17 protein-coding genes and 1 tRNA gene are annotated in these 20,276 nt (G+C 61.5%); 10 read left to right on the forward strand and 8 right to left on the reverse strand.

Annotation, left to right across the window (positions count from 1 at the left end; genetic code table 11):
* Positions 1 to 111: 111 nt before the first annotated feature.
* The 3 genes from B6S01_RS05400 (at position 112) to B6S01_RS21005 (ending at position 1,752) form a co-directional block, all read left to right on the forward strand.
* The gene (locus B6S01_RS05400; protein WP_037465065.1) at positions 112 to 774 is read left to right on the forward strand and encodes a recombinase family protein; all 663 of its coding nucleotides are present in this window, start codon (positions 112 to 114) and stop codon (positions 772 to 774) included.
* Positions 775 to 903: 129 nt separating this feature from the next.
* Positions 904 to 1,110 (forward strand): hypothetical protein, encoded by a 207-nt coding sequence (locus tag B6S01_RS05405; protein ID WP_037465064.1) that lies wholly within the window; start codon positions 904 to 906, stop codon positions 1,108 to 1,110.
* A 369-nt stretch (positions 1,111 to 1,479) separates the two neighbouring features.
* On the forward strand, positions 1,480 to 1,752 hold the full coding sequence (locus B6S01_RS21005) for a hypothetical protein (RefSeq protein WP_156103353.1): 273 nt from the start codon (positions 1,480 to 1,482) through the stop codon (positions 1,750 to 1,752).
* A gap of 564 nt (positions 1,753 to 2,316) precedes the next feature.
* On the opposite strand, the gene B6S01_RS22110 is transcribed toward B6S01_RS21005, so the two are convergent.
* The 3 genes from B6S01_RS22110 to B6S01_RS05425 all read right to left on the reverse strand — a co-directional run bounded on the left by B6S01_RS22110 (position 2,317) and on the right by B6S01_RS05425 (position 4,981).
* Complete coding sequence (locus B6S01_RS22110; RefSeq protein WP_081570296.1) at positions 2,317 to 2,778, reverse strand: HNH endonuclease signature motif containing protein; 462 nt, start codon at positions 2,776 to 2,778, stop codon at positions 2,317 to 2,319.
* Positions 2,778 to 3,116, reverse strand: coding sequence for a hypothetical protein (locus B6S01_RS05420; RefSeq protein WP_037465058.1), 339 nt, complete (start codon positions 3,114 to 3,116; stop codon positions 2,778 to 2,780). Before B6S01_RS05420 ends, B6S01_RS22110 begins: the two co-directional genes overlap by 1 nt.
* Positions 3,117 to 3,382: 266 nt before the next feature.
* On the reverse strand, positions 3,383 to 4,981 hold the full coding sequence (locus B6S01_RS05425; RefSeq protein ID WP_156103352.1) for a hypothetical protein: 1,599 nt from the start codon (positions 4,979 to 4,981) through the stop codon (positions 3,383 to 3,385).
* A 39-nt stretch (positions 4,982 to 5,020) separates the two neighbouring features.
* Between B6S01_RS05425 and B6S01_RS21010 the strand changes: the two genes are divergently transcribed.
* Entirely contained in the window at positions 5,021 to 5,470 is a 450-nt protein-coding gene (locus tag B6S01_RS21010; protein WP_156103351.1) for a hypothetical protein, read from the forward strand.
* A gap of 341 nt (positions 5,471 to 5,811) precedes the next feature.
* Here B6S01_RS21010 and B6S01_RS05430 read toward each other — a convergent pair whose 3' ends face one another.
* From B6S01_RS05430 to B6S01_RS05445, 4 genes are all read right to left on the reverse strand, one after another.
* Positions 5,812 to 6,699, reverse strand: coding sequence for a hypothetical protein (locus B6S01_RS05430; protein WP_156103350.1), 888 nt, complete (start codon positions 6,697 to 6,699; stop codon positions 5,812 to 5,814).
* 974 nt (positions 6,700 to 7,673) lie between these two features.
* Positions 7,674 to 7,955, reverse strand: coding sequence for a hypothetical protein (locus B6S01_RS05435; protein WP_062792966.1), 282 nt, complete (start codon positions 7,953 to 7,955; stop codon positions 7,674 to 7,676).
* Between the two features lie 4 nt (positions 7,956 to 7,959).
* Positions 7,960 to 9,813 (reverse strand): site-specific integrase, encoded by a 1,854-nt coding sequence (locus tag B6S01_RS05440; protein WP_037465048.1) that lies wholly within the window; start codon positions 9,811 to 9,813, stop codon positions 7,960 to 7,962.
* Positions 9,814 to 9,936: 123 nt separating this feature from the next.
* A tRNA-Thr gene (locus B6S01_RS05445) sits at positions 9,937 to 10,012 on the reverse strand.
* A 188-nt stretch (positions 10,013 to 10,200) separates the two neighbouring features.
* On the opposite strand from B6S01_RS05445, the gene B6S01_RS05450 reads away from it, so the two are divergent.
* The 6 genes from B6S01_RS05450 to B6S01_RS05475 all read left to right on the forward strand — a co-directional run bounded on the left by B6S01_RS05450 (position 10,201) and on the right by B6S01_RS05475 (position 19,533).
* Complete coding sequence (locus B6S01_RS05450) at positions 10,201 to 11,472, forward strand: PAS domain-containing protein (RefSeq protein WP_037465047.1); 1,272 nt, start codon at positions 10,201 to 10,203, stop codon at positions 11,470 to 11,472.
* Between the two features lie 172 nt (positions 11,473 to 11,644).
* On the forward strand, positions 11,645 to 16,315 hold the full coding sequence (locus B6S01_RS05455; RefSeq protein ID WP_037465045.1) for an NAD-glutamate dehydrogenase: 4,671 nt from the start codon (positions 11,645 to 11,647) through the stop codon (positions 16,313 to 16,315).
* A gap of 234 nt (positions 16,316 to 16,549) precedes the next feature.
* A complete protein-coding gene (locus B6S01_RS05460; protein WP_037465043.1) occupies positions 16,550 to 17,188 on the forward strand; it encodes a PepSY-associated TM helix domain-containing protein in 639 nt (212 codons plus the stop codon).
* Positions 17,189 to 17,206: 18 nt separating this feature from the next.
* Positions 17,207 to 17,731 (forward strand): DUF2271 domain-containing protein, encoded by a 525-nt coding sequence (locus B6S01_RS05465; RefSeq protein ID WP_037465041.1) that lies wholly within the window; start codon positions 17,207 to 17,209, stop codon positions 17,729 to 17,731.
* A gap of 12 nt (positions 17,732 to 17,743) precedes the next feature.
* Positions 17,744 to 18,565 carry a DUF4198 domain-containing protein gene (locus B6S01_RS05470; RefSeq protein ID WP_037465040.1) on the forward strand — a complete coding sequence of 274 codons (822 nt, stop codon included), beginning with the start codon at positions 17,744 to 17,746 and terminating at the stop codon, positions 18,563 to 18,565.
* A 95-nt stretch (positions 18,566 to 18,660) separates the two neighbouring features.
* Positions 18,661 to 19,533, forward strand: a complete 873-nt coding sequence (locus tag B6S01_RS05475; protein WP_037465038.1) for an FAD:protein FMN transferase — start codon at positions 18,661 to 18,663, stop codon at positions 19,531 to 19,533.
* A gap of 14 nt (positions 19,534 to 19,547) precedes the next feature.
* On the opposite strand, the gene B6S01_RS05480 is transcribed toward B6S01_RS05475, so the two are convergent.
* Complete coding sequence (locus B6S01_RS05480; RefSeq protein ID WP_037465262.1) at positions 19,548 to 20,231, reverse strand: Fe2+-dependent dioxygenase; 684 nt, start codon at positions 20,229 to 20,231, stop codon at positions 19,548 to 19,550.
* Between the last annotated feature and the right edge of the window lie 45 nt (positions 20,232 to 20,276).

Raw genomic sequence — 20,276 nt, forward strand, 5'->3', positions numbered from 1 at the left:
GGCGCTGCCCCAACAAACATTTGCCCGATGAATTTTATGGATTCACAAGCCTGGGCATTGCTGTTACATATCCGTCAATGTCCGTAGACTGAAACGTTACAGGGATGAGCCATGACCTCCTATGTTGCTTACGCTCGCGTCTCCACCGCCAAGCAGGGGCGTTCCGGCCTGGGCCTGGAGGCACAGCAAGCAGCCATCGCCGCATATGTGAAGGCAGGCGATACGCTCCTGGCTCCTACCTATGTCGAGGTCGAGAGCGGCAAGCGGACTGATCGCCCCGAATTGGCGAACGCCCTGCGCCATGCCAAGCTGACGGGCGCAACGCTCCTGGTCGCCAAGCTGGACCGTCTATCCCGTAATGTCCGTTTCCTCCTCACGCTCCTAGAGAGCGGGGTAGATGTAGCGTTCTGCGATCTTCCTCAGGTCTCTGGCGCGATGGGCCGCTTCATGCTGACCCAGATGGCCGCTGTAGCTGAGCTAGAGGCTGGCCTTATCTCTGAGCGGACCAAGGCCGCTCTTGCCGCTGCAAAGGAGCGTGGCGCTGTCCTGGGCGGCTTTCGTGGCGTGAAGGTCGATCCGGCTCAGGGCCTGGCTGAACGCCAGCGCCGCGCTGAAGATTTCGCTGGGCGGGTGAGGCAGGAGGTCGAGAGCTTGAAGGCTCAGGGCGCGACAAGCCTGCGGGACATTGCGACTAAGCTAAACGAACGCGGAATTAAGACGCGGCGTGGCGGGGAATGGTCCGCTGTCCAGGTTTCCCGCGTCATGGCTGAATGAACTACTGTCCACAAACAGAGATATTCTCCAATTGTGGAGCGTTAAATTTTTCTTAGTTTATTTTTGGTCTTGCGCTCTATCTAGCTGACTCTAAATAGCTTTCTCAGTTCATTACCAAGGGGGAACAAAATGACAGACCTATCCTTCGCCATTGCATCCGAGACCCATGACCTGATCGACGTAGCGGACATGGGTGATGGCGCTCTGATCCTGACGGAGAGCAATGAGGACGGCACGGTAGCCAGGATTGCCCTCAGCTTCGATCAACTAGAGGCAGCATATCTGGCCCTGGCTCCTCGCTATTCCGATGCTCCTGCCATGGCTCTTGCGGCCTGACACAAAAACACAGATCGAAACGGCATGAGGGCGCGGGGATCGACCTTCGCGCCTTTAGTTATTCTCACAGGACCTACAGAATTGACCTCTGCTGCCTCCTCCACCTGGACCAAGCCTATTGCGGACCTCACGCCATCTGAACGCATGGCGGAGCGGGACCGTGCGGTATGGATGGCGCTGGACGGATACGCGAAGTCTCCCCAGGCGAGGGCCTTAGCTGCGTCGATCCTGAAGGAGCATGAGGAGACCCTAGCTCCCCAGGGGATGCAGCGGCGGGATGAGCGGATAGACAACATCCAAACTGCCTTGGGCGCTACGCTGTGCGACCTAATAGGCGCTGCGTCCCAAAGGCGATGGTCCTGGAGGTCTATGAGGCGGCAAGCTTACTCGCGGCAGGCTGTATCCTATCGGACCTTCGCCCTTGTGCGGGAGGTCCTGCTATCGGCTGGACTAATTGAGGAGCTTTCCCATTTCATCGATGAGAGCGGCTTTGGTCCCGTTGGTATGGCGACAAGGCTGCGGTTGACCCAAGCCGGAATGGCGCTGGTCGAGCGGCACCGGATCAACCTTTCAGACCATGGGGCGCATTTTGGCTCTGACGCTGACCGGAAGGCCCTTCTTGCTGCCGCGATAGACCTCTAAAACTGTGTTCCCGGTATAACTAGGGTTACTTAAGCCTCTAAAGGTATGACATGGAGAATAACATATAGAAGACTTAAGGTAGACGATACGTCGATACGACATATGGTAGGCTTGAAGCTGGACTGAAAACAGACCCTCTATCCATCTCAGTTTGATTCTTGATCGAAAGATGAAACAGTCTTGGGTCTTCCCCTTCTAGGCTTCAATCTTGGTCCTCCTTCATGGCCTCACTTTGAGACCGCTCCAGGAACCTCACGAAACCATAAGACATACGTAGACCTATGGTCGTCACGTCTCCGGTCCATCGGTCCACAGTGACAGCAGGAGGAGACAGAAGGAGAGAACACAGGTTCTCCCTCCAACGTCCTCCCCTCGTTTCCATGACTGGCGCGTCTACCAGTTTCGCCACGCCCGCATCGGCCGCGCCTAGATTTCCAGGGGGACGAAATGGGATGGAGATAGATGCCTCAGGAAGGCCCATCTGAGCGCAAGGCAATGCCGCTCCGCAACCCAAGTAGCCCAACGTCCCGCGATTCGCTCAGATGGCATCGATTCGGCCCAAAATCAGAGGCTATCGCAGCCCTCAGCCTTCCAGATGCGTATCCAGCGATTGCCGGTCGTCTGAGATGCCCCGAAACGCTCCCCCATCTCTGCCCCTGTCACATGGCGAGAATGTCGATGAGCCTCCCAATAGCATCGGGCTTCCTCCAGCCGTCCAGCGTTGCGTTGACGGTTTGTCACCCTGAGATGGTCCAGGCGCTGGAGGCATCGGAGATGCTCAGCGTTGCAACAGGCGCGACGATTGCAAATGTGATCGACCTCCCAGCCTGGAGGAATCGGACCCTTGCGGGAGCGGTAGACAATGCGGTGGAGATTCTCGGTCTTGCCCCTGCCTTCATCATCCCTGCGCTTTAGCTGGACATAGCCCTGCTTTGTCGGCGCTATGTTGATTGGAATGATGCACGGCTGGCGCATGGCTGGATGCGGAAGGCGCTGGAAACGCAAAGTCCTCAGAGGATTGGGCATTACAGCAGCCCCGAAATGTTCGGATGGTAATGCTGTAGGAGCCGTTTAGCCGCCCTGCGCCTGTCTCTGAGCCGTCCAGGGCATCGGACCATGACAAGGGCCTTCTTTGTCGCCGCAATGCCCTTCGCGTCGTCTGCTGCAATCGCACCCTGTTTGATGAGGCGCTTGATCAGCTTTTCCGCTTCGACCTCTGCTGCCAATCGTGCGACCTGGACAGCACTATGGTTCCAGCCGTCCGGGGTCCCTGCCGGTCTGCCCCTGCGGTTTATGTTTTCAGGCTTGCGGCGGCTGGCGAGGTATCGACCATAGGCTGAGCGCTCCTCAGCGGTCTCCATCATGCCCCATATTCCATTGCCCCTGTAGTGACCCTTGGGGACCCTTGGAGGAACGAGAGGCTCGGCGAACGACAGCGACAGGTAGTCGGCTACGGACGATGGCGGCTTGCGGGGAGCTTTGCGGGTCTCAGGCTTATAGCTGAAAGAGAATGACGATGGTCGAGCGTCGGATGGCTTCTGAGATTTTGGTGGTTCTGGCATGTCGTTTCGTATCGATAATGAAAAAATGCCCGCCAGACACATGAGCATCTGACGGGCGTAGGTGGAGGCTACTTTTTGATTTGAGAGACGAGCGGCTGGAGCGTTGCCCTGGCCTTGTCCCTCAGGCCTTCCGGCAATCGGTCGAGAGCATCCGTTGCGATGCCCTGGGCCTTGTCGCGGCTGGATGTGTTGCCGATGGTGGCAATAGCGCTGGAGAGGATTTCCCTCGCCCCATCGTCCAGGCTGCTATCGGACCTCACGGCATCAATAACGCTGGAGACCCTAGCCTGGTTCGCTTCAGCCGTGGCGCGGTAGGCGATAGGGTTGCGGATGGCAGGACCTGATTGCTGCTGGCTCTGCTGGAAAACTTCAGCATCCAAAATCCGTCCAGCCTGCTCCTTGGCATCATACAGTGAATTGACTGCATCCCGGTCTGGAGCAGCCTTGTCCAATTCATCAGACCAAGCCTCATATGCCTTCGCGAAATTCCGCTGGGCTTCAGTGATGCCCTGGTCGCTGGATTTCCATGTAGGTGCGGCTGGAGCGGCAATGTCAATCGCCATCCCTCCGCCTTCATTAGCTATCGGCTGAGGAGCTACCTCACCAGCGCTGTAGATTGCTGGCGGCTGGCCTTGCTGCATCGGGATCTTAGGCTGCGGTTGCCATTTCGGGTCTCTTGCCAGCGCTCCCTTTTCGGCCATAGCAGCCAGCCGGTCCACAATCGCATTGCCAGCGTTACCGACCATCAATTTATCAGGTTCAGCAAGGAAGGCATTGAACTGCTCTGGAGTGATGGTCCCGTCTTTCAGAAGCCGTAACGCCCCTGCGTCCTGCTGCGAAGGCAGGAGACCTGTCCGTTCATAGGCGAAGGCCCGGAAACCGCCATTGCCCACTATATCATCCTTTGCGTTCGCAACGCTGATCCGCTTGCCTTCCTGGGCCATCCGTGCGGCAGATGCCGCCTCTTGGGCCTTGGCTGCATCAGCTTCGCGCTTCGCGTAGAACGGAGCGTCCTGGGCATCAGCGGAGAGCTTACGTAGGGCGTCCCTCGCCACCTTGGCCTGGGTCCTCCCCGCTGCGACCTCTGGCAACTGAGCGAATTTAGGAGCCTGGGCCGCAAGCTCCCTTGCTGCCGTGGCGGTTTCGCTGGCTGCGCCTGCCGTTGCCATGCGACCGAGCGCGGACCCAGCCCATGCGCCTACAGGTCCCCCGAGCTTGAACCCTGCGGCTCCTCCTACGGCTTCGCCAATGACCCGCTTAGCCGTTCCGCCGCTCCCCGACCCCTCAGGGACAAGGGCGCGAAGGCGACGGGCCTTTGAGATAGCAGCGGAAACCGCATCGCCAGCCGGGGTTCCATCGGCCAAGGCTGCGACCTCCTGATCAGAGAGGAGGTGACGCTGGGCCATAGCAGCCCTGAGCCGTTGTGTGACTGAGGGCGGGAGGCCTAGCGCCCTGATCTCATCGATAGGAAGGTAGCTCTCCTCCAGGTCTGAGACCAAGCTGGAAATCCGTGCCTCTTTCAGCTTCTTTTTGCCTTTGCTGGCACTGACGGTTTGAATGAGCCTGTCCAGGTCGTCCGCAATTTCCGCATCGACAGGGGCGAAGGGGTTGCCTGCCTGTTGAGATGCAAAGCGAGCCTGCGCCAGTTTGGGGGACAGCTTTTCCAAAGCAGATCGCGCCACCCTCGCCGTTCCCATGCCTGCGCCATGCAACGCAGCGCCGCCAGCGGCTCCAGCAACAGCGCCCATAGCCGCGCCGTCGATGCGGTCTACAGGGGACCCTTCGTCCGACCCGAAGCCGTAAGCCATGCCATAGAGGGAGCCGGTAGCCGCCGATGCCCCAAGTTTCTCCAGCGCCTTAGCGCCCTTCGCCGCTCTCACGGCTCCAGCGATGGGCAGCAATCCACCGCCGATCGATCCCGCAAGCGAGGACATGGGATTTTCCTCTCTCGCCAATTCCAGGACCTGACGATTCCGGGCGACATTGGCATCATAGGCTTCCCCGATGCCCTTGCCATTCCAGATATTATCATCCGTCATGCCGGGAATGACCGACTGGAGACCCGCGCCTATCTCGTCCATGGTCCCGAACGTGATGGCATCGCCCGCGCCGATCAGTGCCGATTGCCATGGGGCGGCGATAGGCTGGCGGGATGATGGGCCTGTGTTATCCACTACCAGCCCGGCCTGGGGAGCCTGGAGCGAACTCTGATAGGCTGCTTCCTGCTCCTGAATCCATGCGTCGGTGGCAGGGTCTGCGCCTGGGCCGCTGGCAGACTCATAGAGCGGCATTTCGCCCACGGCTGGCCCCAGGTCCACCGGAGGGGACATCTCGGCCTGAGGAGCCGCATGAGGAGTCTGTGGAGCCTTCGCCGGTTTAGAGGCAGACCCAAGGGAGGCAGCAATCTCCTCCACCTGAGCCGCCTGTTGCTCGGGGCTTAGCTCCAGAAAGGCATCGTTTAAGCGGACCTCTTGTCCATTGATCCTGAGGACTGGCATTAGCGCACGACCTCCCAAGTGATCCCGGCTTTGGTCCTGCCGCTTGCCACCCTGGCCTGAGGACGGGGGGAGCTATGGGAAACGTCCGCGCCATACTGGCCCGACAGGTCGTCAATGCGCCCTTGAGCCTGAGCCTGCCGCCGCTGGATGGAACGCTGGACGATGCGGAAGTTGTTGAGGGTAGATGCGAGGTCGCCGCCGCCCACATCGATTTCTGCCATCGCACGGTCGGCATCGCCATCCGTCTGGACGCCTTTATTTGCAAGCAGAAGTGCATTTCGCATCCCTTCAAGCGCTGTCTTATACTGGCTGTAGAGGACCGTCTGCTCATTCCCGCCGATGCCGGTAGCCAGTGCAAACTTATGGTAGTTGTTCGACAGAATACCTAGCGGCAGCTTTCCGCTCTCCAACGCCTGGATGACGGGAGCAATGGATTCCGCCGTGTTAGCAAGCCCGTTGCGGACATCAGTATAATCGGAGACCTGTTTCTGGATCGCTGCCGGTGGCGGCTTACCTCCAGGTCCGTTAAGCCGTGCGGCTTCTAGACGGCTTGCCGCTCCAATCTGGGCAACTTCCAAATCGGTAGCTGAGCGCTTGTCGATACCATATCGGGCATCGTCGCTGTCTTGAGCTTCCCAACGGTCCTTATGCGTCAGCATGTCTAGGTTGCGACGGGTCTGCCCATCGTCCCGGATGCCAGCGATGGTCATGGCGTTCAGGAGCTTCTTTTCCTGGAGACCTTCAGCGTAATCCGCCAGTGGCGTCCGCTCCATCTTCACCTGACCCGTTACAGGATCGATGGTCGCCTTATAGGCACCGTCTGAAAGGAATTGCGTCTTCGGCTTAATCCGGTCCTCCTCGCGGTCGAGAGTATCCTGGTAAGCCATGGCTCCCTTGCCGAAACCTTCAGCAAACGTAGGGGCGCTGAGTAGCTGAGCGCCGAACGCCAACAGCGCCTTATTGCCGCCTGGCTGGCGCATAACGCGACCAATGAGACCTGGGCGCTTTAGCTGAGCATCGACCGGCTGGAGGTCTGGATAGAGAGCGCCCGCTGGCTGGAGACTATCGGGCGAAACGTCTGGCCCTGCGTAGAGCGCGGGGGCGTTATCGCCATAGGTCGATCCATCCTCCAGAGGCAGGCCGTCTAACAGCTTGCTCAGAGGCGATGGTCGTGGCGATGGGTAGAGCGCTGATGGCTCTGGGTAGTTTGGCATTTAGGTATTTTTCCAACGTTGGATTATTGTGGCCCGTCGCAACATGGCGCGGGCGTGAGGCAGCGACCGGAGCCGTAGCTATCGGCTAAAGGGGCGCTGTGTTTCGTGGGGCGCTGAGTGCGCTTACGCCCCCTTATGGGGGATATATGGGCATTTAAGCTCAACGCTCCCGATTTCCTTTTCGGAATCAAGAGCTTACGTCGATTTTCAATCGCGCAGAAACTGCTTGATGATTGAGCAATAAAATTACCGAAAATGAGCTTGAAAAGGCAAATAAATTACAATTTCTAGAAGTAGCGGAAATCAGCCGTTTCTTGAAGTCGGCCTAAGGATTTCTGCGGGTCTTAGAGAGGGGCTTATCCCGAAGATTCGAGGGTTCCGCGACCCTTCTTTTGAGAGATAACACAGGACTTTCGGCGCTTGGGACCGGGTAGAGACAGCCGGTTTGCAAGATGGGCTGATGATAATAGACCGGCCTGTGTGAGTGGCACGGTTGAGGCTTGTGCCCTTGGTCGCTGCCTGGGTCTTTCGACGGTAACGACAGGCCCGTTAGGCAGAAGTGTAGAGGGTATATCCGAGAATAAGCCGGTCTCCCCGTAAAATGTGGGGGATAGCTCCACTACCGGGAAAGGTGGCCTTTTAGTCCCTCACGGAGCAGCCTCATAGCTGGCTCCCTGGCTCGCGGCCTCTACCTCATCCACCGACCATTTTAGAGCAGGCACAACAGCGCTCCAATCCTCACGGTCCAAACGGTCCACCTGGGTCCGTAGGTCACTAACGGCATCGTCCATATCATCGACCTTCTCGCTCAGCCGGTGATACATCAATTCCGCCCTATCGGCCCTCAGCCGCTGCTCCTCGGCCTCTACGTTGCCACAAGCGGACAGAAGGACGAACGCGGCAACGGCGCTAACGTGCAATGCCTTCATGGCCTTAGCCTCCCCTCTTTTTGCTTGTGTCGGCTGGCGCGGCCCAACGTCTCACGCCCGATAGGTCCAACCCTTCATATCTGAGCTTTTCCATCTCCAGGCCCCAAGCCTCTCGGGTCCCATATCGTGCATTGGTCCCCGCGCTGACCTGAACGTGACCGGCGATATATTCTACTGCTTCCGCAGGGATGCCACTCTGTCTTGCCGCCGACATGAAGTTATGGCGGAACTCACGCGATGGTCGCTTGCCCTCAGGGACAACGCCATGCTCCCGAGTATAGAGACTCCACCACTCGCCAAAGCCTGCGAATAGGTCATTTCCTTTCGGCCTGAGCTTGGGAAATAGCGCCTCCTCGCCCTCATCCTCCAGCCACTTCAGATAGGCGGGAAGGCCAAGGTCGATCAGCGCCTGAGGGACAGGAAATTGACGGATACCGCTGCGATGGCGGGAGGTCTTTAGGCTCCTGGGTCCCTTCGCCGGATGGACGCCCTCATCGGTTATTTTCATGTTCCACTTGCCAGCATCGTCCTGCCAGAAATCGGAACGGATGAGCTGTGCGATTTCGTTCGGTCGTGCGCCTGTCCACAGGAGGAATAACGGGACCCAATAGACCGCCTCGCCCTTGCCGCGCTTGGGGCGTTCGCCCTTGGTAAACACAGGCAGGCGAAAGATGGCGTTTATTACGTCCATCGGGAGACCTTGCTGCCCCTCAGAGGGCGGGAGATTGCGCCTTACGTCATGGTTAGCAAAGGGGTTGGGTCGCTTGTCGTCTACATCCCCTCGCCTAACGCCCCTATTCCAGATGGTCGAAAGGGTCCCGAGATGCTGAGCTAAGGTCGTGGCGCTTATTCTTTGGACTTCTGCCCTTCCCTCATACTTTTCCACCAGCTTAGGCAGCGGGAGCCGAGCCTGGGCGGGAGGTAGACGCACCGGGCGTTGCGACAGGAGGTCCAGCCAAGCGGAGACCATAGCGCGTTCGGTCTTTTCGTGGCTCAGCTTCGGATAGACCTCATCCCAAAAGCGGAGAGCCGTTTGCCACGCCTGCCGGGTCGTTAGGGGGACATGCTCTCTGGGAGAGGCTCTAACGGCATCGGCAATGTCGCGCATTGTCATGCCCTGCTTTTGCTGTGCCTTCGGACCCTCAGCCTTGGGTGGCGCTGCGAAGTCGGGGAGAGGCTCAGGCTCGACAGGGGGCGGCACAATCTCGCCATTGAAGCGAGCTAGGACCGCTGCGTAAATCTCATGGTCCTTCGCCAACAGGCGATAGCACAGCGCAAAGTATTCCCGTCCCTCGGGATCAGCGGCAAGGTTAGCAGCGTCCAGCAATTCATTCGCTGCCTGGGCCTCAATCTCTATGACCTTCGCTCTGTCCCCCGAGCCTAGCGCCTCCTTCCAGACCTGGAGCGCAACAGGCAGGCCAGAAAGGACCCGCTCGCGCCTGGAGCCGGGGATTTCCTGTCCAGCATCGTCCAGGGCGTTAAGAGCTATTGGGCTGTAGCGGAGCGATGGGACCCAAGGCAGATTAAAGGCGCTATCGTCGGGATCGAAGTGGGAAAGCTCAGCGTCCTTCAAGATGCGGAAGGCGTAGCTGTCCACCAGATAGGGAATGTCGGCATCCTGGAGGGGACGCTTGGTCCCCGTTGCCTTCGCCTGGGCATCAGCCAGCATCCGATCATAGTCCGCTACGGCCTGCCGATAGATTTCCGCTGCCCTGCCCTCATGGAACGTTCGAGCGCGAAGGGACCGCTTTAGCTCGCGGGCGCGGCGCGGGAGGAAGGGCCGCAAGTCAGTCGGAAAGATTCTACGGTAGGACAGGATTCCGGTTTTCGGGTCCTTGTCGATGTATCGCACAGCCACTCCCACAGCCTCATCGCTCCACGCTCAGCGGGTGCATTTTGCACCAGCGATTGCACCAGTGAAGCAGACAGAAAACGCAGATTAGCGCGGGTTTCGCAGATTTCCAACGATTTCAGGGGGTAATGGTGCCGCTTACAGGACTCGAACCTGTGACCCCCGCATTACGAATGCGATGCTCTACCAACTGAGCTAAAGCGGCGTTCGGGGGGCCAGATAACAGCGGTTGATGCATAGGACAAGCGGGCATTGCATCTTCACGCATCATCATCATCGCCATGCCCGCATTGGGTGTTTTTATCGGCCCTTCCGTTCTTCACGGCATATTTACCATCCCATGGCAGTGTCGAGTCTCAGGAAAGCTTTTCTTCTGGGTTAGGGACCGACCGGATGGACACTCTGCGGGGGCAGGAAATCTCCAGTGAACAGGATGATTTCGATTATGCCGACAGTCAGGCGATCGAAGCGCCGCCCAGCGTCGGCTCCGACGAACGCCGCATGCAGGTGCGCGCCTATAATTATTGGGCGTCACTGCTTGGGGACCGCGCCCTCCCGTCGATCGAGGATCTGTCCCCGGATCATCTCGAAGATTTCGGCCCCAACAGCGTCCTGCTGGACTTCAGCACCGGGCTCGACAATCCGGCGGTCGTCTATCTTGGCACCGCGCTGCGCCGCGAGTGCGCGGTCACCGGCGCGATCCAGTTCATCAACGACGTGCCCTCCCGCTCGCTGCTGTCCCGTCTGACCGACCATTATCTCCAGATCATCGCCAATGCCGCGCCGATCGGCTTCGAAGCCGGGTTCGTCAACCAGCGCGGGGCGGAAATACTCTATCGCGGCATCCTCATGCCCTTTTCTTCCGATGGCGAAACGATCGATTTTGTCTTCGGCGTCATCAGCTGGAAGGAACTGGCGAGCGAGGCCATTTCGGACGAACTGGGCCGAGAGGTTGACGCCGCCCTGCGCGGCAGCGCCCAGTCCCGCGACGTCGCGCCGATCTGGGCGGATGGCCCGGCCGCCGGTGAAGAGGACACGCTGGACCTGGCCGGCATGGAAAGCCCGGCCGAGGACGCCCCGCTTGCCGACTGGCTGGCCCTTGCCCGCGACGGCGCGGAACAGGCCCGAACCAGCGAAGCCCGCACCCACACTGCGCTCTATCGCGCCATCGGCCTTGCCTATGACTTCGCGCTGATGAGCGAAGCGTCGCCCGACGATTATGCCGAAATGCTGACCGACGCAGGCATCAAGGCGCAGGCGCGCAGCCCGCTGACCGCCGTGGTGAAGCTCGTTTTCGGCTCTGCCTATGACAAGACGCGCATCACCGAATATGCGACCGCGCTGGAACATGCGAAAGCCGCAGGGCTAGGCCTCGGCGCGCTGGGCGATTATCTGGGTCAATATCCCGGCGGGCTGAAGGCGCTGATCCGCGACGAGCGGGCCCAGCGCCGCGCCGCCCTGCCCGACCGCCCCGATCCGCGCCAGAGCGCCCGCGCCGCGCTGAAGTCCGCCGCACCCATCGACCCTGTCGCCATTCCGACCGACGCGGACGGCCTTGCCGTCGTCATCGCGCGGCGTGAAGCGGACGGCACGATTGCCATCGTCGGCGCGTTGCCCGATGGATCGGATCTGGGCCAGCGAGTGATCGTCGCAGCGGCGCGTTGACCGCCGCTCCTCATTATATGTCTGACATACGTAACTTTATTTCCACCTTCATGTTGAGCCTCCTCGGGCGGTAGCGCATAACGACCGCTATGGCCGAGGAGACGCATGGCGGCGTTCCAGCGTCTTCTCCATTCCAGCAGAAGCGGGTAATCCGCTCCGGGAGAAGAGACGCATGACGGCACTGGCTGATCCCAATATGAAGCAGGTCGACGCATCGATCCGCACGGCGCTGGAGGCGGCGCTCGAACGGGGTGCGCTTCCCGGCGAAAGCGAAAATTTCGATCACGACGCTGCATCGGCCGCAGCCGCCTTTCTCGGCCGCGCCGCCCATGTCCGCAAAGCGGGCCAACTCGCCATCGCCATCGAAACGCTGGGGGAAGGCGCGACCGGCCGTTACATGCGCGTCGCCATCGTCAATGACGACATGCCTTTCCTGGTCGATTCGATCGCCAATGCCCTGGCGGCGCACGACATCACCATTCATCGCCTGCTGCATCCGGTGCTGTCGGTCGATCGCGACGAAAGCGGAAAGCTGGGCGCGATCCTGGATGACGAAGCGCCCGGCGCCCGCCGTGAATCGATGATCTATATCGAAGCGGACCGGGCCGACGCAAAGGGCCGCCGCGCGCTCGAAAAATCGCTGCGCCACACTTTGACGGACGTCCGCGCCGCCGTCGCCGACTGGCCGAAGATGCGCGAAGCCCTTAGCCGCGATGCCGAAACCATACCCGACAGCGAAGGCGCGGCGCTGCTCCGCTGGTTCCTCGCCCGCCATTTCACCCAGACGGGGCATGAACGCCGCCGCCGCGATGGCACGGCGGAGGATCGCCTCGGCATCTGCACGCTGGAAGGAACGCCGCTGCTCGCGCCCGCCTCCGTCGATGCGGCCTTCGCCTGGTTCGAGGAAGGCAGGCGCAACCCGCTCATCATCAAATCGAACCAGCTTTCCCGCGTCCACCGGGCCGTGCTGCTGGACCTCATCATCGTGCCGGTCCGTGATGGCAAGCAGCTGGTCGCGCTGTCCATCCACGCGGGCATGTGGACCAGCGCCGCGCTGGCGGCGACCCCGGACAAGGTGCCGCTGCTGCGATCGGCCCTCTCGGCGCTCATGGACAAGTTCGGCTTCGATCCCGCCGGGCATGCGGGCAAGGTGCTCGCCCATGCGCTGACCGCCCTGCCCCACGACATATTGATCGGCTTCGATCATGAAACGCTGGAACGGCTCGCGCTGACCTTCATGTCGCTGACCGATCGCCCGCGCCCGAAGCTGGCGCTCGCGACCAGCGCGCTCGCCCGCCATCTTTACGCCTTCGCCTGGCTGCCGCGCGACGACCTGACGACGGCCCGCCGCCTCGCCGTGCAGGACATGCTGTCCCAGGCGGCCAACGCCCCGGTGCTCAGCTGGTCGATCGCGCTGGAGGAAAGCGGGCTGGCGCTGCTGCGCATCACGCTCGACCTGCGCGACGGCGGCGCGGTGCCGGATGAATCGCCGCTCGACCGGCAGCTGAAACAGATGGTGCGGGGCTGGCTCCCCGCCGTGGAAGAAGCGCTTGCCGAGACCGAAGAGCCCGGCCGCGCCGCCGCACTGGCGCAACGCTATGCCCCCGGCTTTCCCATGGCCTATCGCAACGGCGCGGGCCCGGTCGAAGCGGCGATAGACATTCGCCTGCTGCACGGCCTTGCCGGTCCCCACGACAAATCGATCCGCATCTACCGCAATGGCGATGACAGGCCCGAAAGGCTGCGCCTCAAACTCTACAGCCATGATGTCATCGCCCTGTCCGAGGTCGTGCCTGCGTTCGAAAATTTCGGCTTCCGCGTGATCGACGAAATGACGACGGCAATCGACGGCGGCGCGCAGGGCCATGTCCAGCGTTTCGTCCTTGAACTGCCGGCAGGCGGCGATGCGGAGCCGGTGATCGCCCGCGCCTCCGTCGTCACCGAAGCCATTGCGCAGGTGCTTGAAGGCCGAGCGGAAAATGACCGCTTCAACGAATTGATCGTGACGGCGGGCCTCGCGCCCCATGCGGTCGTCCTGTTCCGTGCGCTGTTCCGCTATCTGCGCCAGACCGGCATGGCCTATGGCATGGCGACCTTCGCCGAAACGCTGCGGCGCGAACAGGACGTCGCGCATCAACTCATCGCCCTGTTCGAAGCGCTGCACGATCCTGCCGTCAAGGATGGCCCTGCGCGGGCGGGGCAGGCGCAGGCCGCCATCGACGCGGGGCTGGAGCGAGTCACGGCCATCGACGAAGATCGCGTGCTGCGCCTGCTGCGCGCCGTCATCACTGCCACGCTGCGCACCAATTTCTTCAGCAGCGCGGCAACAGAGGCGCTCGCCTTCAAGCTCGACAGCGCCCAGGTGCCGGGCCTCCCCGCCCCGCTCCCCTGGCGCGAAATCTGGGTCTATTCGCCTCGGGTAGAGGGCGTTCATCTGCGCGCTGGCCCCATCGCGCGCGGCGGCATTCGCTGGTCGGACAGGCGCGATGATTTCCGCACGGAAATTCTCGGCCTCATGAAGGCGCAGCGGGTAAAGAACGCCGTCATCGTTCCCACGGGCGCAAAGGGCGGCTTCTACCCGAAACAGCTGATTAGCCCGCAAGTCGATCGCGACGCCTGGATGGCGGAAGGGACGGAAAGCTATCGCATCTTCATCCGCGCGCTGCTGTCGGTCACCGACAATGTCGTCGGCGACAAGGTGCGTCATCCCGCCCGGGTCGTCGTCCATGACGGCAATGATCCCTATTTCGTCGTGGCCGCCGACAAGGGCACGGCGTCATTCAGCGACGTCGCCAACGCCATCGCGCTGGATCACAAATTCTGGCTGGGCGACGCCTTCGCCAGCGGCGGATCGCACGGCTATGATCACAAGGCGATGGGCATCACCGCGCGCGGCGCGTGGATCAGCGTCCGGCGGCACTTCGCCGAAATGGGCGTCGATGTGCAAAGCGAGCCGGTCACGGTGGTCGGCTGCGGCGACATGTCTGGCGATGTGTTCGGCAACGGCATGCTGCTGTCGAAATCGATCAGGCTGCTGGCCGCCTTCGACCACCGCCACATCTTCCTCGATCCCGATCCCGATCCGGCCAAAAGCTGGGAAGAACGCAACCGCCTCTTCCAGCTTCCTCGTTCAAGCTGGGACGATTATGACAAATCGCTCATCTCCAGCGGCGGCGGCGTTTACCCTCGCACCCTGAAGAGCATTCCCCTGACGCCGGAGGTGCAATCCATCCTGGGTGTCACCGAAACGGAAATGGAACCTGCCGCGCTCATCGGCGCAATCCTGACAAGCCCCAGCGACCTCCTCTGGTTCGGCGGCATCGGCACCTATGTGAAGGCCGCCTCCCAGAGCCATGGCGACGTTGGCGACCCGGCCAATGACCGGCTGCGCGTCAATGCAGAGGATTTGCGGGTCAAGGTGGTCGGCGAAGGCGCCAATCTTGGCGTCACGCAGGCCGCACGCATCGCTTTTTCGCTGCGCGGCGGTCGCATAAACACCGATTTCATCGACAATTCCGCAGGCGTCGATTGCTCGGACAATGAAGTCAACATCAAGATCGCGCTGAACAAGGAAATGGCCGAGGGGCGGCTATCCTTCGAAATGCGCAACAAGCTGCTCGAAAGCATGACCGGCGCGGTCGCCGACCTCGTGCTGGAGGATAACCGCCTTCAGGCCCTTGGTCTCTCCATCGCGGAAACCGGCGGTCCGGCCGAAATTGCCAGCTATATCCGCCTCATCGAAACCTTTGAGGAAAGCGGCAGGCTCGACCGGCAGGTGGAGGGCCTCTCGGCCAATGACCAACTGTTGCGGCGCGGGCAGGACGGGCTGGGGCTTACTCGCCCCGAACTCGCTGTCCTGCTCTCAACCGCGAAACTCGCGCTGCAGGATGCGATCGAACATGGCGGCCTGGCCTCCGATCCCGGCATGGGCGCGGAGCTCGCCGCAGCGTTCCCGCCAGCGATGCAGAAGAAAGAGGCGGACGCCATCGCTGCCCACGCCCTCGCGAGGGAAATCGTCGCTACCAAGGTCGCCAACCGTATCGTCAACCGCCTGGGCCTGATCCATCCTTTCGAACTGGCCGAGGAAGAAGGCTGCACGCTCGCCGACCTCGCCAACGCCTTCCTCATCGCTGAACGGCTTTACGACATCGGTACGCTTTGGGCGGACATCGACGCGGCCGACATGTCGGAAGCTGCTCGGCTGGCGCTGTTCGCCGACATTGCCGGTGGCGTTCGCGCACAGATCGCCGACATCTTGCGCAGCCTGCCCGCCGGTACGCTGCCCGGCGCTGGCCAGGCCATGCTGGCGCAGGGCGTGGAAAAGCTGGCGAAAAAGGTCGATGACCTGCTCACCAGCGAAGCGTTGCGCCGTGCCAATGCCGTGATCGATCGCCTGCTGGCCCTTGGCGCGCCAGAAGATCTCGTCCGCCGCGCGGCGGGCCTGTTCAAGCTCGACGGCGCGGTCGGAATCGCCGCGCTTTCAGGACGGATGAAGATCGATGAAGTCGCGCTGACCCGCGCCTTTACCTATCTGGGCGAAAAGGTGGGCATAGACTGGGTGCAATCCACTGCCGCGCGGATGAACCCCTCAGACCCGTGGGAAAGGCTGCTCATCTCCGGCGTCGCTCGCGACATGCAGCAGGTGCGGCTCGACTTTCTGGAGCAGGCGGGCACGACGGGGGACAAGGACATCATAGCGCATGTCGATGCATGGCTTGCCCAAAAGCAGCCGCGCATCATGCAGTTCCGGGCCCTTGTCCAACGCGCCAAGGCCGCCGCGTCCCCCAATGTGGCCATGCTGGCGGAAATAGCTGGGCAGGCGCGCGGGCTTCTAGGCCGCTGACCCGCCCTCCTCGCCCGTCATCCCGTCATCCCCTCACCCCGTCATCCCAGCGAAAGCTGGGATCTCAAGCCCCACAGCGCGACCCGTGACCTCCACGGGCCGCGCCCGTCTGATCGCCAGCATCCCCCCGCCCTCCTCGCCACATTCTGATACAATTTAATCCACGGCCACGTTTGCAATTGCGAGTCGTTCGCGTTATGCGAAGCGCCTCACTGTCAGGACCGCCCCTCCTCCATGCACGCCCCCGTCCGCGTCCAGCCGAAGAAAAAGAAGAAGGCCTTTTGGCTGAAGCAATTGCATAGCTGGCACTGGATCAGCTCCGCGATCAGCCTTATCGGCCTGCTGCTCTTCGCCTTCACTGGCATCACCCTCAACCACGCCGCCGATGTGGAGGCTTCGCCGCAAACGATTGAAAAGACGGCGACCCTGCCCGCGCCCCTGCTCCGTCGGATCGCGCCGGATGACGCTGCCGACAGCAAGAAGCCGCTGCCCGCCTCCATCGCTGCCTGGGTGGAACGTGAAACCGGCTCCCGCGCGACCGGTGAAGCGGAATGGTCCGCCGACGAAATCTATCTCGCCCTGCCCCGGCCGGGCGGGGACGGCTGGGTGTCCATCGACCGGCATAGCGGCCAGATGACCAGCGAAAGCACCAGCAGGGGCTGGATCAGCTACCTCAACGACCTGCACAAGGGCCGCAACACCGGCGCCGTCTGGAAATGGTTCATCGACATTTTCGCGGTCGCTTGTTTCCTATTCGCAATGACCGGCCTGCTCCTCCTGCAACTCCACGCCGCCAAGCGCCCCAGCACCTGGCCCATCGTCGCTTTGGGCCTCGCCATCCCAGCCGTTTTAATTATCGTTTTCATTCATTAGTTCAGGGGGAAACCAGCCATGCACCACGGCTACAAACTCATCCTCGGCAGCGGCGCCGCGCTCGGCGCGGCGACAATTCCAGCATCCGCCCAGACGCTGAATGTCAGCGTCACAATCCCGCGCCTCCCGGTCGCCGAATATCACCGCCCCTATGTCGCCATCTGGCTGGAAAAGGAAGGATCGTCGCCTCGCACGCTGTCGGTCTGGTATGACGTCGACAAGGCCAAGGGGGAAGGCGCAAAATGGCTGCGCGACATCCGCCAATGGTGGCGGGTATCCGGCCGTTCGATGACCCTTCCCGCCGACGGCATCACCGGCGCGACCCGCGCGCCGGGTGAACAGAAGGTCGCCTTCACCGCCGGCAAGGGCCCGCTTGGTCGACTGACACCGGGCAATTACACTCTTGTAGTAGAGGCTGCGCGCGAAGTCGGCGGCCGCGAACTGCTCCGGCTACCGTTCAGCTGGCCAGCAAAGCCCGGCGCGACGTTGCGCGCCAAGGGCAGCACCGAATTGGGAGCCGTCAGCCTGAGCGTCGGCAAATAAAGGGGACTATCCATGCACGCCAAATATCTGATCGCGGGCGCCCTCGCCGCCCTTATGGTCTCGGGAACCGCACAGGCGCACCGCCAGTGGATGCTCCCATCCTCGACCACGCTGTCGGGCACGGAAAGCTGGGTCACGGTTGACGCTGCCGTGTCCAACGACCTCTTCTATTTCGAACATGTGCCAATGCGCACCGATAACATCGCGGTAACGCAGCCAGATGGCTCGCCGGGCAAGATCGAAAATGCAGCGACCGGGAAGTATCGCTCGACCTTCGACGTGCATTTGACGCAAGCGGGCACCTATCGCATCGCCAGCGTCTCGACTGCCGTCATGGGCAGCTATACGCTAAATGGCGAAGTGAAGCGCTTGCCGCGCGGCATCACCAAAGACAATATGGCGGCCGCGATCCCGGCGGGCGCCACCAATGTCCAGACCAGCGAAGCCACGAACCGGAACGAGATATTCCTGACTCTTGGCGCTCCTACGACCACCATCTTCAAGCCAACCGGCGTCGGCATAGAGATGGTCCCCGTCACCCATCCAAACGATCTTGTTTCCGGCGAATCGGCAACATTCCAGTTTCTGCTCGATGGCAAGCCCGCAGACGGCCTCAAGATCACGGTCATTCCCGGTGGCATCCGCTATCGCGATGCGCTGGGTCAGCAGGATCTTGTTACCGACAAGGACGGCAAACTTTCCATCAACTGGCCGCAACCAGGCATGTTTTGGCTGAATGCCAGCATCGGCGGCAGGCGTGAAGGTAGCGAAGACGCTGGCCCACCCCAGCGCCGCGCTTCCTACGTCACCACGCTGGAAGTGCTGGCGCCCTGACCGGCGTCCGCATAGCGATCCCTGCCGATCTGTTGCCTGGCTCCCTTGCCGGGCGGCACCGGAGGGGCGTTGTCTCTGAACTGTCCGGGCCGACCATGGGCACCAGTTGGTCGGCCCGTATTGTCGACGCGCCACCCGGCTGCGCAGCCCTCATCGGCGATGTGCTTGCCAGCGTCATCGCACAGATGAGCAATTGGGAGCCGCAGTCCGACATCAGCCGCTTCAACGCTTTGCCGGTCGGCACTTGGGTTACCCTGCCCCCTGACATGATGAAGGTTCTCAAGGCAGGCATCGACGTTGCCCGCCGGTCGGGTGGTGCCTTTGACCCCGCCATTGGCCGCTTGGTCGAACGGTGGGGCTTCGGCGCGGCGGGCATCACCGGCCCGACCGCCGTGCCTAGCCATCCCGCCCCTTGGACAGCGATTGAAATCGATGGCGACAAAGCGCGCCGCCTCGCTGATGTGACACTGGACTTTTCAGGCATAGCCAAGGGCTTTGCCGTGGATGCGGTTGCACAAGCCCTTCGCGATCTGGGTACAGCCACCTTTCTCGTTGAGATTGGCGGCGAACTGCGAGGCAAAGGTGTTCGCCCCGATCTGCAGCCTTGGTGGGTTGATGTGGAAGCACCCCCTGGGCTTGCCGTCCCGACCCTGCGCATCGCCCTGTGCAATCTCGCGGTCGCGACCTCAGGCGATTATCGTCGCTTCCGGGAAGAAGGCGGCAGAACGCTGTCGCACAGCATCGATCCGGCCACCGGCAGTCCGATGAACAATGATGTCGCGTCGGTCACCGTGCTGCACGAAGAAGCGATGCTTGCGGACGCCTGGGCAACAGCCATCACCATAGCGGGCCCCAGCCGCGGCATGGCTCTTGCCGCACGCGAAAATCTCTGCGCCCGTCTCGTTCTGCGTACACCTCAAGGCGCCCAGGAATTCATGACGCCGGCTATGGCGGCTATGCTGGACTAACGATATGGGCAGGGTCAGGCGTCCGCCCAGCGCCGCAGCAGATTATGATATACGCCGGTCAGGCGGATAACCTGTGCGTTGTCGTGACCAAGATCAGCCGCCAAAGCCTGAACACTGCTGTCGAGGTCAAAGAGCATCTGCCGGGCCGCATCGTCCCGAATCATGGACTGCAACCAGAAAAAGCTCGCCACTCGCCTGCCCCTGACAACCGGCTCCACCCGATGCAACGATGATGAGGGATACAGCACCGCGTGCCCGGCAGGGAGCTTCACCTGTTGTACACCGAAATTGGTTTCGATGGTCAGCTCTCCACCCTGGTAAAGTTCGGGGTCTTCAAGGAAGACCGTTATCGAAAGATCTGATCGGACACGGAAACCCGTGCCCGCCTGTATCCGCACCGCATTGTCCACATGAACACCGAAGGCCTGCCCACCCGCATAGCTGTTGAAAAGCGGCGGAAAGATCTTGAGCGGCAGTGCGGCGGCGATGAACAGCGGTGACTTGCCCAGCGCATCCAGAATGATCTGCCCCGCCTGCTGCGCCTGTGGCGCATCTTCGGGCAGTTGCATATTCCGCTTGGCCAACGCCGACTGATGACCTGAAGTAACATTGCCATCGACCCACTGCGCCGCATCGATCAACGAGCGAATCCTGTGCACAGACCCGGAATCCAGTAGGTCAGGAATGACCGTCAACATCATGCGTCTCCAAAATAGCCGTCAGCACCGCTTGGCTGATTGCCG

It is taken from the genome of Sphingobium herbicidovorans (assembly GCF_002080435.1).
Lineage (GTDB): Bacteria > Pseudomonadota > Alphaproteobacteria > Sphingomonadales > Sphingomonadaceae > Sphingobium > Sphingobium herbicidovorans.